11 protein-coding genes are annotated in these 14,393 nt (G+C 60.1%); 5 read left to right on the plus strand and 6 right to left on the minus strand.

The annotated features are described in order from the left end of the window. Nucleotides 1–2: 2 nt before the first annotated feature. From urtC to QE432_RS10990, 4 genes are all read right to left on the minus strand, one after another. A complete protein-coding gene (gene urtC, locus QE432_RS10975; RefSeq protein WP_003513919.1) occupies nt 3–1,181 on the minus strand; it encodes an urea ABC transporter permease subunit UrtC in 1,179 nt (392 codons plus the stop codon). Then, nucleotides 1,178–2,791, minus strand: coding sequence for an urea ABC transporter permease subunit UrtB (gene urtB, locus QE432_RS10980; RefSeq protein WP_113556499.1), 1,614 nt, complete (start codon nt 2,789–2,791; stop codon nt 1,178–1,180). The genes urtC and urtB overlap by 4 nt, the downstream gene beginning before the upstream one ends. Before the next feature lie 273 nt (nt 2,792–3,064). After that, a complete protein-coding gene (gene urtA / locus QE432_RS10985; protein WP_003513924.1) occupies nt 3,065–4,354 on the minus strand; it encodes an urea ABC transporter substrate-binding protein in 1,290 nt (429 codons plus the stop codon). Nucleotides 4,355–4,697: 343 nt separating this feature from the next. Beyond that, nucleotides 4,698–4,904: a DUF2735 domain-containing protein gene (locus QE432_RS10990; RefSeq protein ID WP_003513926.1), complete on the minus strand. Its 207-nt coding sequence runs from the start codon at nt 4,902–4,904 to the stop codon at nt 4,698–4,700. 481 nt (nt 4,905–5,385) lie between these two features. Between QE432_RS10990 and QE432_RS10995 the strand changes: the two genes are divergently transcribed. From QE432_RS10995 to QE432_RS11015, 5 genes are all read left to right on the plus strand, one after another. Beyond that, a complete protein-coding gene (locus tag QE432_RS10995) occupies nt 5,386–6,420 on the plus strand; it encodes a glutamine synthetase beta-grasp domain-containing protein (RefSeq protein WP_003510168.1) in 1,035 nt (344 codons plus the stop codon). Between the two features lie 218 nt (nt 6,421–6,638). Further along, nucleotides 6,639–7,409 (plus strand): SDR family oxidoreductase, encoded by a 771-nt coding sequence (locus QE432_RS11000; protein WP_003510171.1) that lies wholly within the window; start codon nt 6,639–6,641, stop codon nt 7,407–7,409. Nucleotides 7,410–7,452: 43 nt separating this feature from the next. Then, nucleotides 7,453–10,848: a hybrid sensor histidine kinase/response regulator gene (locus tag QE432_RS11005; protein ID WP_065658671.1), complete on the plus strand. Its 3,396-nt coding sequence runs from the start codon at nt 7,453–7,455 to the stop codon at nt 10,846–10,848. Then, the gene (locus QE432_RS11010; RefSeq protein WP_013636721.1) at nt 10,845–11,774 is read left to right on the plus strand and encodes a response regulator; all 930 of its coding nucleotides are present in this window, start codon (nt 10,845–10,847) and stop codon (nt 11,772–11,774) included. Before QE432_RS11005 ends, QE432_RS11010 begins: the two co-directional genes overlap by 4 nt. 196 nt (nt 11,775–11,970) lie before the next feature. Continuing rightward, nucleotides 11,971–12,507, plus strand: a complete 537-nt coding sequence (locus QE432_RS11015; RefSeq protein WP_306624262.1) for an AAA family ATPase — start codon at nt 11,971–11,973, stop codon at nt 12,505–12,507. Between the two features lie 203 nt (nt 12,508–12,710). Here QE432_RS11015 and QE432_RS11020 read toward each other — a convergent pair whose 3' ends face one another. Further along, nucleotides 12,711–13,829 (minus strand): branched-chain amino acid ABC transporter substrate-binding protein, encoded by a 1,119-nt coding sequence (locus tag QE432_RS11020; protein WP_003513936.1) that lies wholly within the window; start codon nt 13,827–13,829, stop codon nt 12,711–12,713. 118 nt (nt 13,830–13,947) lie between these two features. Beyond that, complete coding sequence (locus QE432_RS11025) at nt 13,948–14,301, minus strand: DUF6867 family protein (RefSeq protein WP_003513938.1); 354 nt, start codon at nt 14,299–14,301, stop codon at nt 13,948–13,950. Nucleotides 14,302–14,393 lie beyond the last annotated feature (92 nt).

The following is a 14,393-nucleotide window of genomic DNA, read 5'->3' on the forward strand; positions in this document are numbered from 1 at the left end:
CCTCACTCCGCCGCCTGTTGCGCCGCTGTTGCAGCACTGTCATTGCCCGGTTGTCCGGCCGCACTTGCCGCCCGCGCAACACGCTTTTCGCGCCGCCCGACCAGATAATGCTGCACGGTGCCGACGATGCCCTTGGGGAAGAACAGCGTCACCGCGATGAACAGCCCACCCAGTGCAAACAGCCAGAATTCGGGGAAAGCGCCGGTGAAATAGCTCTTGCCGCCATTGACCAGCAGCGCGCCGATGATCGGCCCGATCAGCGTGCCGCGCCCGCCGACTGCGGTCCAAACCACCACCTCGATGGAGTTGGCGGGGGAGAATTCGCCAGGATTGATGATGCCCACCTGCGGCACGAACAGCGCACCGGCAATGCCCGCCATCATGGCCGAGACGACGAAGGTAAAGAGCTTGATGTTTTCCACCCGGAAACCGAGGAAGCGCACCCGGCTTTCGGCATCGCGCACGCCCACCAGCACCTTGCCGAATTTGGAATTGACGATGCCGGATGCAATCAGCAGCGAAAGCGCCAGCATCACGGCCGTCATCGCAAACAGCACGGCACGGGTGCCATCCGCCTGCACGGAAAAGCCGAGAATATCCTTGAAATCGGTGAGACCATTGTTGCCGCCAAAACCCATGTCATTGCGGAAGAAGGCAAGCAGCAGGGCGTAGGTCATGGCCTGCGTGATGATGGAGAGGTAGACGCCGTTGACGCGTGAGCGGAAGGCGAACCAGCCGAACACGAAGGCGAGCAGGCCGGGCACCACCAGCACCATCAGTGCTGCAAACCAGAACATGTCGAAGCCATGCCAGAACCACGGCAGTTCCTTCCAGTTGAGGAACACCATGAAGTCAGGCAGCACGGGATGGCCGTAAACACCGCGCGTGCCGATCTGCCGCATCAGATACATGCCCATGGCATAACCGCCGAGCGCGAAGAAGGCGGCGTGGCCGAGCGAGAGAATGCCGCAATATCCCCAGACCAGATCAAGCGCCAGCGCCAGCAGCGCATAGGCCAGATATTTGCCGAGCATCGACATGATGTAGGTCGGGATGCGGAACGCGCTGTCAGCCGGCAACAGCAGATTGGAGGCGGGCACCAGCACGGCGATAGCCAGGATGATGCCGATGGCGATGGAAATGCGCCGATCGAGCGCGCGCAGGAGGAAGCCGGTAATCATGCTTCGATCGCCCTTCCCTTGAGTGCGAAGAGACCACGCGGCCGCTTCTGGATGAACAGGATGATGAGAACGAGCACGAGGATCTTGCCGAGCACGGCGCCCACCGTCGGCTCAAGGAACTTGTTGAGCACGCCGAGCGACAGCGCACCCACGAGCGTTCCCCAGAGATTGCCGACCCCGCCGAACACCACCACCATGAAACTGTCGATGATGTAGCTCTGGCCGAGATTGGGCGAGACATTGTCGATTTGCGACAGCGCTACCCCGGCAAGGCCGGCAACGCCGGAACCGAGCGCGAAGGTGAAGGCATCCACCCAGGGCGTGCGGATGCCCATGGAAGAGGCCATGCGGCGGTTCTGGGTCACAGCGCGCATCTGCAAGCCGAAGGCGGAGCGCTTCAAAAGCACCAGCAGCGCGAAGAAGACGGAAAGCGAGAAGCAGACGATCCACACGCGGTTCCAGGTGAAGTTGAGGTAACCAACGCTGAACGAGCCGGACATCCAGCTCGGGCTGCCGACCTCACGGTTGGTCGGGCCGAAGATGGAACGCACGCCCTGTTGCAGGATCAGCGAGATACCCCAGGTGGCGAGCAGCGTTTCCAGCGGTCGCCCGTAGAGATAGCGGATGACGCCGCGCTCCATGATGAGGCCGACGCAGGCTGTGACCAGAAAGGCGGCCGGCAGGGCAATCGCCAGTGACCAGTCGAACAGGCCGGGGAAATGGCTGCGGATCAGCTCCTGCACCATGAAGGTGGAGTAAGCGCCGATCATCACCATCTCGCCATGCGCCATATTGATGATGCCCATGACGCCGAAGGTGATGGCAAGTCCGATGGCGGCGAGCAGCAGCACGGAACCGAGCGACAGGCCGTACCAGATGTTCTGCGCGTAGTCCCAGATGGCAAGGGAACTCTCGATGCTCGAAATCGCCTCGTCCACATCCGGCTTCAGGCTCGGATCAACCGTGGGCGTCGCCGCCATCAGAATGCTGATCGCATCGCGCCCGCCAAGCGCCTTGATGGTGGCGATCGCTTCTTTCTTCACCTCGAGGGGGCGGTCGGAGGAAAGCAGCGAGACAGCCCGCGCCTCCTCCATCCGCGTCCGCACCTCTTTGTCGGTTTCCTTGGATATGGCCGCTTCCAGCAATTCCAGATTTTCGGCACTGGGGGCTTTCAGAACCGCATCGGCGGCGGAAAGCCGCACCGAGCGTTCAGGACTGAGCAACGTCAGGCCGCCCATCGCGGCGCGGATGACGCGACGCAGATTGTTATTGACCCTGATCTTGGTAACCGCCGCCTTCGGGGCTTCGCCAGCGCTTTCGCCGGTCAGCGGATCGATGAGCGTGAAATTGGAACCCGACGGCTTGGTCATGAACACCAGATTGTCGGCCTTGCGCACGTAAAGATCGCCTGATGCAAAAGCCTCAAGCGCCGGCACCACCCGCGCGTCGCCGGTGGCAGCAATCTGGCCGATCAATGTTTCGGCCTGCTTGAAGTCAGCCGTGCCGAGCTGGTCGATCAGCGCCTTCGGATCGCTCTGCGCGAGGGACTGGGCGGCGATCCCCAGGGTGAGCCAGAGGAAGATGGCTCCGAGAAAAGATCGGATCGTCATGTCGGGTTCCTTGGAGCGGCGGTGTATTTTATCTGGCGATGAGTAAGTGGCTTACCCCCCTCTTCCCTGCCGGGCATCTCCCCCGCAAGGAGGGAGATCGGCAAGACGCGCCTGCGTCGCTCTGTCTCTACAGATGAGAAAGGGCGGAGCCTTGCCGCGAGTCGATCTCCCCACCTGTGGGGGAGATGCCCGGCGGGGCAGAGGGGGGCATGCTTGTTCAGTTTCGAATGATAAAACCGCCCCCAACGAGGGGGCGGAAACCACTAACCCCTATCAGCTACCCTTGCCGCCGCACTTGCCCGTGGCGACGTTGAAGTTGCCGCAGGACATCGGCTTGCGCCAATCCGAAATCAGATCCTTCGAGTCAGGGAGATAATCCGACCATTCGTCACCCACGACCTGTGGCGTCTGCTGCACGATTTCGAACTGCCCATCGGCCTGGATTTCACCGATCAGCACCGGCTTGGTGATGTGATGGTTCGGCATGACGGTGGAGTAACCGCCAGAAAGGTTCGGCACGGAAACGCCGATGATGCTGTCAAGAACTGCGTCCGTATCGGTCGTACCTGCGGTTTCGACGGCCTTAACCCAGGCGTTGAAACCGATATAGGCGGCTTCCATCGGGTCGTTCGTCACGCGCTTGTCGTTCTTGGTAAACGCATGCCAGGTTTTGATGAATTCGGCGTTGACCTCGGTATCGACAGACTGGAAGTAGTTCCAGGCGGCAAGGTGGCCGACCAGCGGCGCGGTATCGAGACCGGCAAGCTCTTCTTCACCGACCGAGAAGGCGACGACCGGAATGTCCTCGGCCTTGATGCCCTGGTTCGCCAGCTCCTTGTAGAAGGGCACGTTGGCATCGCCGTTGATGGTGGAGACAACGGCGGTCTTCTTGCCGGCCGAGCCGAACTTCTTGATGTCGGACACGATCGTCTGCCAGTCGGACTGGCCGAACGGCGTGTAGTTGATCATGATGTCCTCTTCCTTGACGCCCTTCGACATCAGGTAGGCCTTCAGGATCTTGTTTGTGGTCTGCGGGTAGACATAGTCGGTACCTGCCAGAACCCAGCGCTCGACGCCTTCGGTCTTGGCGAGATAATCGACGGCCGGAATGGCTTGCTGGTTGGGCGCTGCACCCGTGTAGACGATGTTGCGGGAGGATTCTTCACCCTCATACTGCACCGGGTAGAACAGCAGGGAATTCAGCTCTTCGAAAACCGGCAGCACGGACTTGCGCGACGAAGATGTCCAGCAACCGAAAACGGCGGCGACCTTGTCCTGCGAAATCAGCTGGCGGGCCTTTTCGGCAAACAGCGGCCAGTCGGAGGCCGGGTCGACCACGACGGCTTCGAGCTTCTTGCCGAGAACGCCGCCCTTCTTGTTCTGCTCGTCGATGAGCATCAGCATGGCGTCCTTCAGCGTCGTCTCTGAAATCGCCATGGTGCCGGAAAGAGAATGCAGCACGCCTACCTTGATCGTATCGTCGGCGGCAAATGCGCCATGGAAGGCGGTGGTGGACATGATTGCGCCGAGCAGCGCGGCGCTAAGCGTCTTGCGGAATGTCATCGGAAGAACCCCTCTCCTTGTTTAGCCCTCATGGGGCTTCAGCGGCATCGTTGACCGCTGCTGGAAGAGACTATCGATCTCGCGGGCGAGAAACCGTATACGTCAATTGACGTAGGCGGGGTGGCGAAAGCTGCAGGGGGTGTTGGGGAGAGGGAAATCCCGGCCGGGGCAACCGATGTGAAACCTGGCGTTTCAACTTGCTTCTTTTCCGGCAGGGAAGACGAGAGCAGCAGCGGGTCGAGGGTGCGAGGTCGGAGACAGACTGAGAAGTCGTCCCTTTATCCGGCGCTTCGCGCCACCTTCTCCCCGGAGGGGGAGAAGAAACGATCAGCAACGCTTCACATCAGGCGTGCGGCTTGTCGTCCCGCTCTTCGTCGCGGATCGCATCGTCATGATACCAGGAGCCGAAATCGACATGCGGCTGACGTGCCTCGCGCTCCAGATCGCTCAGCCCGATGTTACGGAACTTTGAGAGCCCCGCGCGTCCGCCGACCGGAAATTGAAAGATCGTTGCCGTTTCACGATGAAAGCCAGTTGCCATATCGAACATCTCACTTTGTTTGCATCGAAGCACTTTGATTGTGAAGCAAACCCGTTAGCTCTGGTTTAGCTCCATCTGATTAAAAAAAAATCACGTTGCGAAAAATATAGGCATTAAATGGTCATTCAGCAAGAAAAACCATTCCGGAAGCGCCGGTTTTTGGGGCAAATGCCGATCCGTCGTTCGCAATCGAAAGCATTGCACCGCAACAGGGCATTTTGAGCGATGCCACCCGCTATCTGTTAGGAATCACTGACGAAACATTAGGGTTCGATTTATCTGCCGCAGTGCAGCATGAGCGGTTAATGGCCATATCGGCCCCCTCGGCCCTGAGCATGCCTGAAAGATTTTTCGAAGAATTCGCAAAACATCGCCAATCTGGCACGCGGCATGCATCTATATGGCCAGCCCTTGAACGCGAATGTGCTTCCGGTGGCGAAAGCCACGGCAAGCCTCAAGGCTTCGCATTGTTACCTATGAGAGGTTCGTAATGACTAAGTTCAAACTCGAGTACATCTGGCTTGACGGTTATAAGCCGGTCCCCAACCTGCGCGGCAAGACACAGGTCAAGGAATTCGATGAATTCCCGACGCTCGAGCAGCTGCCGCTTTGGGGTTTTGATGGCTCGTCCACGCAGCAGGCCGAAGGTCACTCTTCGGATTGCGTGCTGAAGCCCGTCGCGATCTACCCCGATCCGGCCCGCACCAACGGCGTACTGGTCATGTGCGAAGTCATGATGCCTGACGGCGTCACCCCGCATGCATCGAACAGCCGCGCGACCATCCTCGACGACGAGGACGCATGGTTCGGCTTCGAACAGGAATATTTCTTCTACCAGGACGGCCGCCCGCTCGGCTTCCCCGAGCAGGGTTACCCGGCTCCGCAGGGTCCGTATTACACCGGCGTCGGCTTCAAGAACGTCGGCTCAGTTGCCCGCGAAATCGTTGAAGAACATCTCGACCTCTGCCTCGAAGCCGGCATCAACCACGAAGGCATCAATGCCGAAGTGGCCAAGGGCCAGTGGGAATTCCAGGTATTCGGCAAGGGCTCCAAGCGCGCCGCCGACCAGATCTGGATCGCCCGTTACCTGCTGCTGCGTCTTTGCGAACAGTACGGCATCGACGTCGAATTCCATTGCAAGCCGCTCGGCGATACCGACTGGAACGGTTCGGGCATGCATTGCAACTTCTCCACCAAGTTCATGCGTGAAGTTGGCGGCAAGGAGTATTTCGAAGCCCTCATGGCCGCTTTCGCCAAGAACTGGCAGGAGCACATCGACGTTTACGGTCCGGACAACCACCTGCGCCTGACCGGCAAGCACGAAACCGCTCCGTGGAACAAGTTCTCCTACGGCGTTGCCGACCGTGGCGCCTCGATCCGCGTTCCGCACTCCTTCGTCAACAACGGTTACCGTGGTTACCTCGAAGACCGTCGTCCGAACTCGCAGGGCTGCCCTTATCAGATCGCTTCCGTCGTTCTGAAGACGATTGCAGAAGTGCCGCTCGCAAAGTCGGCTGCTGCCTGATAACCCAAGACATGGCGTCGCCCGCAACCGGGCGACGCCATTTTTATGTCCACCGAACGGCCGGACCGGACAGGCGACCTTTCGCCCTCTGCCCTGCGTGGAATATTCTTGCCTATGCGCAAACTCGAAGACGTTGCGTGGCTTTGACCAACCGCATCGGCTTTTCCGAAACCGCGACACGGTTTTCGGTCCGATGCTCTAAAGCAAGAAGGTGAGCGATGGGCATTCTCAAAAAATTCTCTCTCGAAAACCGCATCGCCATCATCACCGGCAGCGGCCGCGGTCTCGGTTTCGAAATCGCCAGGGCCTTTGCCGAGGCTGGCGCCCATGTGTGGCTGACCGGCCGTAACGCCGAGGCGCTGGAACAGGCAGCAGGCACACTTCGGCAAGCCGGCGGAAAAGCCGATTATGCCGCTTTCGACATTGCCGATACCGCCGCCGGAACTGCCCTCGTCCACCGCATCATGGACGAATTCGGCCATCTCGATATCCTCGTCAACAATGTCGGCGCACGCGACCGCCGCCCACTTTCCGAATTCAGCGACGAGGACGTGCTGGAGCTTATCCGCACCGACCTCACCTCCTCCGTCTCGCTGTCGCGAGATGCCGCGCAAGCCATGAATACCAATGGTTATGGCCGCATCATCACCATCACCTCCATTCTCGGCCACATCGTCAGGCCGGGCGATGCGATCTATCCCGTTGCCAAGCAGGGGCTGACCGGGCTGATGCGCGCAATCGCTGTCGAATATGGCGCGCGCGGCATCACCAGCAACGCCATTGCACCCGGCATGTTCGCCACGGAAACCAATGCGGCCCTTGCCGAAAACCCTGACATGGTCGCCTTTGCCAAACTGCGCGTGCCGCTGGAACGCTGGGGCAGGCCGGATGAAATCGCCGGTGCCGCCCTGTTTCTGGCCAGCGACGCCTCCTCCTTCGTCAACGGCCATGTGCTGACGGTGGATGGCGGCATGTCGGTGCGGCTGTGAGAATGGCAAAACACCTTTTGCTGAAAGGGGCTGGATCCTAGGCATGGCCGCACGGCAACGCATCATCCCCGTCAGGCGCGAATATAACCGCTGGGTCGCCAACCAGACGCTGGAAGATTATGCGCTGCGCTTCACCGCCAAAAGCGCCCGGCAATTTTCGTCCAACCGCATCTCCCACACCGCCATCGGCGCTATTTCCTTTCTGGCACTGGAAGCCATCGGCGGCGCGATCACGCTGTCATACGGCACCACCAACGCCTTTTACGCCATCATCGTCGCGGCCATTGCCATGCTTGCCGTCGGCCTGCCGATCAGCCGTTACGCCATCCGCCACGGCGTCGATATCGATCTCCTGACACGCGGCGCGAGCTTCGGTTACATCGGCTCCACCATCACCTCGCTGATCTACGCCGCCTTCACCTTCATGCTCTTCGCCATCGAGGCGTCGATCATGTCCGGCGCGCTGGAGCTGGCGCTCGGCATTCCCCTGTGGATCGGCTACATCATCTCCGCCGTCATGGTCATTCCGCTCGTCACCCACGGCGTGCGCCTCATCAGCCGTTTCCAGATCATCACCCAGCCCTTCTGGATCGTGCTGAACGTATTGCCCTTCATCTTCATCGCTTTGATGGACTGGGAAAAATACGACCTGTGGCGGGCGTTTTCCGGCATTCATCACGCCTCCGGTCCGCCGGGCACCGTGGCCCATTTCAATCTGGTGGAATTCGGCGCGGCGTCTGCCGTCATCCTCGCGCTGATGTCGCAGATCGGCGAACAGGTGGATTTCCTGCGCTTCCTGCCCGCCGAGGGACAGAGCCGCCTGCGCCATCGCATCGCGGTCTTTCTGGCCGGTGCTGGCTGGGTCGTCGTCGGCGTGCCGAAGCTGCTGGCCGGTTCCTTCCTCGTGGTCTTGACCTTCAGTTCCGGCGTCTCGGTGGACCGCGCCGCCGATCCGGCCCAGATGTACCTGACCGCCTTCGGCTACATGATCCCCAACCATACGGCGGCCATGCTGCTGATGGTCGCCTTCGTGGTGGTCTCGCAGCTGAAGATCAACGTCATGAACGCCTATGCGGGTTCGCTCGCCTGGTCCAACTTCTTTTCCCGCCTCACCCACAGCCATCCCGGCCGCGTGGTCTGGCTGGTCTTCAACGTGGTGATCGCGCTGCTGTTGATGGAACTCGGCATCTATCGCCTGCTGGAAGAAACGCTCGGCATTTTTTCCATCGTCGCCATGGCCTGGCTCTGCACCATCTCGGCCGATCTGTTCATCAACAAGCCGCTCGGCCTTGCCCCACCGGGCATCGAGTTCAAGCGCGCCCATCTCTACGATATCAATCCCGTCGGCGTCGGCTCCATGGCGCTTTCGGCCACCATTGCGCTGATGGCGCATTTCGGCACCTTCGGCGCACTCGCTGCCTCGCTTGCGCCCTATCTCACCCTCATCGTCGCCTTCATCGCCTCGCCGCTGATCGCCTGGGGCACGAAGGGCAAATTCTATCTGGCCCGCAAGCCGCGCCAGAAATGGCGCGAGCTGAGCGCCATCACCTGCTCCATCTGCGAACACCCGTTCGAGCCGGAAGACATGGCATGGTGTCCAGCCTATGCGGCGCCGATCTGTTCGCTCTGCTGCTCGCTGGACAGCCGCTGCCATGACATGTGCAAGCCGAAGGCCAAACTCAACTATCAGGTCGCGACGGTCGCAAAATCTTTCCTGCCCCACCAACTGGTGGCAAAACTCGCCACACGGCTCGGACGTTATGGCATGGCGGCGGCCATCGCCGTCACCGCCATTGGCGGCATATTGGCGCTCATCGCCCATCAGGTCGGCACCGCCTCGCCGGCAACGGCTGACGTGGTCAACCGCACCATCCTCATCGTATTTTTCGTCTTTGCCGTCATTGCCGGCATCGTCTGCTGGTTTCTGGTTCTTGCCCATGACAGCCGGGTGGTCGCGGAAGAGGAATCCTCACGCCAGAACACGCTGCTGTTGAAGGAAATCGCCGCACACAAGAAGACTGACGCCGCCCTTCAGGACGCCAAGGAAACGGCTGAGGCCGCCAACCGCGCCAAGAGCCGCTACGTGGTCGGCCTCAGCCACGAATTGCGCACGCCGCTCAACGCTGTTTTGGGCTACGCCCAGATCCTCGAACGCGATGAGACCATTCCCGCGCCGCGGCAATCGGCCATCAAGGTCATTCGCCGTTCCGCCGACCATCTCTCCGGCCTGATCGACGGGCTTCTGGATATTTCCAAGATCGAGGCTGGCCGCCTGCAGGTCTATTCCAACGAGATCAATATTCAGGATTTCCTCGACCAGATCGTCGATATGTTTCGCCCGCAGGCGCAGGCCAAGGGTCTGGAATTCCGGCATGAACGCGCCCATTCCCTGCCGCAATATGTCCGCACGGATGAAAAGCGTCTGCGCCAGATCCTCGTCAACCTGCTCTCCAACGCCATCAAGTTCACCGACGAGGGCAGCGTCACCTTCGATGTCGCCTATCGCAGCCAGGTGGCGAGCTTCACGGTGTCGGATACCGGGCGCGGCATTGCCGAAAAAGATCTTGCCCGCATCTACGAGCCTTTTCAGCGCGGCGAGGCCGAAAGCGTGCGCCCCATGCCGGGCCTTGGCCTCGGCCTCACCATCACGAGGCTTCTGACCAACACGCTGGGCGGCGAGATTTCCGTCTCCAGCGAAAAGGACAACGGCTCCACCTTCCGCGTCCGTCTCATGCTATCGGCCGTGCACCGGCCAAGTACCGCACCTGCGCCGGAAAAAACCATTCGCTCCTATTCCGGCCCACGCCGCACCATCGTGGTGGTTGATGATAACGAGGATCACCGCGAGCTGATGCGGCAGGTGCTTTCGCCGCTCGATTTCGTGGTGCTGACCGCCCAGAGCGGACCGGAATGCCTGACACTCATCGAAGGCGTGCAGCCCGACCTCTTTCTCATCGATATCTCCATGCCCGGAATGTCCGGCTGGCAGCTTGTGACGAAGTTGCGTGAAGCAGGCCAGACGGCTCCGCTCATCATGCTCTCGGCCAATATCGGTGACGGCACCGTAGCGGGTGCCGGAGAAGACAATCACAACGACGCCATCGCCAAGCCGGTCGACATCCGCCACCTGTGCGACAGGCTTGCGGTGCATCTCGGCCTGAAATGGATTTACGATACCGACCTTCCCCCGGCACCCATCCCCCAGCCGCCGGCGCAGATCGTTCATCCCGGCGCAATTCATATCAAGGATTTGCAGAGGCTCGGCGAAATAGGCTACATACGCGGCATAGAGGCAAAACTCGCAGATCTCGCCCGCAACACGAACAACCTGCCCTTCACGCAAGAGCTTGGCACCTATGTGCAGGCCTTCGATCTGGCCGGTTACGCCCATTTTCTAAAGCGGTTTGAAGAGAGCGACAGGGGAGACGGCAAGGCATGAGCGGGCAAGGCGCAGCACTGCCGAGAGACATTGTATTGCTGGTGGATGACAGTCCCGAAGCGCTGGGGTTCCTCACCGATGCGCTGGAACAGTCAGGCTTTTCGGCGCTGATCGCCACATCCGGTCAGGCCGCGCTCAACATTGCCGAACGCATCACGCCCGATATCATCCTGCTCGATGCCGTCATGCCGGCCATGGACGGTTTCGAAACCTGCCGCCGCCTGAAGGCCAACGCCGCCGTGGCCCAGGTGCCTGTCATCTTCATGACCGGGCTGACGGAAACCGAACATGTGGTGCGGGCGCTCGAATCCGGCGGTGTCGACTATCTGACCAAGCCGATCAACATCGATGAGCTGCGCGCCCGTATCCGTGTGCATCTCTCCAATGCCCGCTCGGCGCAGAGCGCCCGCGTGGCGCTTGATGCCGCCGGACGCCACCTGCTTGCCGTGCGCGCCAACGGCGCGATCCACTGGTCCACACCACAGGCAACCCGGCTGGTCAACGCAGCCACAGGCCGTGATGATGGGCTGGAGATCGTCGTTGCCCATATTTCCGGCTGGCTGGCCGACAGGACAACGGTGGATTCCGCCCGCGATGCACCGCTGACGATCACCGAGGCCGGGCGGCCCGCTTTGCAGCTCTCCTTCCTCGGCGCAATGGGACCGGACGAATATCTCTTCCGTCTGACAGCCGCGAACGAGAAATCCGACGACCACCTGCTGAAGGACCACTTTGCCCTGACAACGCGGGAATCGGAAGTTCTGCTGTGGATTGCCAAAGGCAAATCCAACCGCGATATCGGCGATATTCTCGGCCTTTCCGCCAGAACCGTAAACAAACATCTGGAACAGATTTACGTCAAACTCGGTGTCGAAAACCGCGCCTCCGCCGCCGTCAAGGCCGCGCATATTTTGCATCAGGGGTGACGGCTGCAACTGATGTGATACGGTTGGAAAAACATATATTTTCCGCTTAAGCATAGAGCATCGACTTATTCGCCGAGCGAGTGCAGCATATTTCTTCTTCCCTCGAGGAAAAGAAACAAGCGGCAACGCCGCAATCCAAGTCCCTCCAAAAAACATCACCTTCCATCCAACCCAAACCCCGCGCAGGGAGGTTCCCATGCACCATTTCATTATTCTTTCCGGCTGCTCCGGCGGCGGCAAATCAACCCTGCTTGCCGAGCTTGCTCACCGTGGTTTCGCGACCGTCGAGGAACCGGGGCGGCGCATCGTGACTGAGGAAACGAGAAATAACGGCACCGCCCTCCCCTGGATCGACCTGGAAGCCTTTGCCCGCCGGGCGATCGCCATGGCGCTGGAGGACCGGCAAAGGGCGCCAGCGGAAGGCTTCGTCTTCTTCGACCGCGGCCTGATCGACGCCGCCTCAGCACTTCATCATATTAGCGGCGATGGATTCATCGAAACGCTGCGGCACGCGCACCGCTATAACCCGCTGGTTTTCCTCACCCCGCCCTGGCCGGAGATCTACCGAGGCGACAGCGAGCGCAAGAATGGTTTCGAGGTGGCAGTTGAGGAATATCAACGCCTGCTGCACGACTATGCCCGTCTGGATTATGAGACGATTGTGCTGCCGAAAGCCCCCGTCTCGAAACGTGCCGATATTGTGCTGGAGAGGCTGGCGGCTGAAGCTGGCTGAAGGCGCGATCGGAGCCAAGTGTTTCGAGCCTTTCCCATCACCGTCATCCCGTCTTTGAGACGGAATCCGTCTGACGTGCGGCTCGGAAAGTGTTTTAGCCCAAGGACTTGGGCTGGCTGGGTGCTGACGCCGGAAATGCCCCGCACCAGAAAGCAGAAAGCCCGGTCTTGCGACCGGGCCTCCATATTGCAGTCCAGTAAGACTTACGTCCCCTGCTGGATGTAGGTGAACTTGCCGTCCGGGCCCTTCTTCCACTCGTACATGACGTAACCGGGAAGCTTCGGGTCGCCCTTCTCGTCGAAGGAGATATCGCCGAGTGCGGTCGGGAAGGTGCCCTTCTTCAGAGCTTCGGCAACCTTTTCCGGCTCAACGGAACCGGCAGCCTTGGCAGCACCGGCAATCGCCTGCAGGGCGGCGTAGGAGTAGAGCGTGTAGGCTTCCGGGTTGAAGCCGGCGGCCTTGAACTTCTCTACCAGTTCCTTGTTTTCAGGACGCAGCGTCGGATCGGGACCGAAGGTGTTCAGCGTGCCTTCGACGGCGTCGCCGGCGATGGAGGCAAGTTCGTTCGAGACGATACCGTCGCCCGAGATGAGCTTCGCCTTCAGACCCTGGTCAGCCGACTGGCGGATGATCAGACCGGCTTCGGTGTGCAGGCCACCCCAGTAGATAACGGAAACGCCGGCTTCCTTCATCTTGGAGATCAGTGCGGAGAAGTCCTTGTCGCCGACATTGACGCCTTCATACATGGCTTCCGTCAGGCCGGCCGCATTGGCTGCCTTCTTGGTTTCGTCGGCAAGGCCCTGACCATAGGGGGTCTTGTCGTGAATGATGGCGATCTTGGCGTCCTTGTAGTGGTCGGCCAGATATTTGCCGGCAATGCCACCCTGCTGGTCGTCACGACCGCAGGTGCGGAAGGTGTTCCACAGGCCACGCTCGGTGAAAACGGGGTTGGTCGCAGCAGGCGTTACTTCGAGAATGCCGTTTTCGGCATAAACTTCGGAAGCCGGAATGGAGACGCCGGAGTTGAAGTGACCGACGACGAACTTCACGCCATCAGCAACGAATTTGTTGGCAACCGAGATACCCTGCTTCGGGTCGGAAACGTCATCGCCGAGAACGATCTTGATCTGCTCGCCGTTGATGCCGCCTGCAGCATTGATATCCTTCGCAGCCTGTTCAGCACCCTTCTGAAGCTGAGCGCCAAATGCGGCGTTCGGGCCTGTCAGCGGGCCGCCGACAGCGATCACGATATCGGCCCAGGCCGAACCGCTGAAGGCGACCATGGCGGTCAGCGCAACGGCGGAAAGAAGAGACTTCTTCATTACTATACTCCCAGTTCCTTTGGATGGGTTGACTACCAGGACCTGTTCAGTACCCACCTTAACCGAACAGGAAACGTTCCACTCACGCGAGTATCGTGCAGCCGGAGGAATCCGGCTGTCAATCTTTCTTTTTATATGAAAATGCCGACGTCCGATCGTAGAGCCAATAGTAGTTATTGACCATCTGGCTCGTCCTGCGCATGCGGAAACCGATGCTGGAAAAAGCCAGAAGAAGAACGACGTCAAACACGTAGTAGAAGCCGTTGATGAACGGCCCGTTGAAAAGCGCGAAATGCAGAAACCGCATCACGAGCCCCAAAGCCAGCGTATAGATCACCACACGCGGGAAATCGCCCCAGCCATCGGCGACGGATCTGCCCGTGCGCCACGCCGTCCAGAAACCAAGAAGAACAACCAGTGCGCGCAGAATATAACGCACGCCGCTATCGGTCTCGAATAAAAGGCCCTGCATCTTCTTTCCCCATCAGCGCCGGGATGCAAATGTCCGGCCCTGCCTTGTTTGTCGTCCCGCCGTTTTTCCGGCAGGCATTTTATTGTTTGCCA

The organism is Agrobacterium sp. SORGH_AS_0745 (assembly GCF_030818995.1).
GTDB lineage: Bacteria > Pseudomonadota > Alphaproteobacteria > Rhizobiales > Rhizobiaceae > Agrobacterium > Agrobacterium tumefaciens.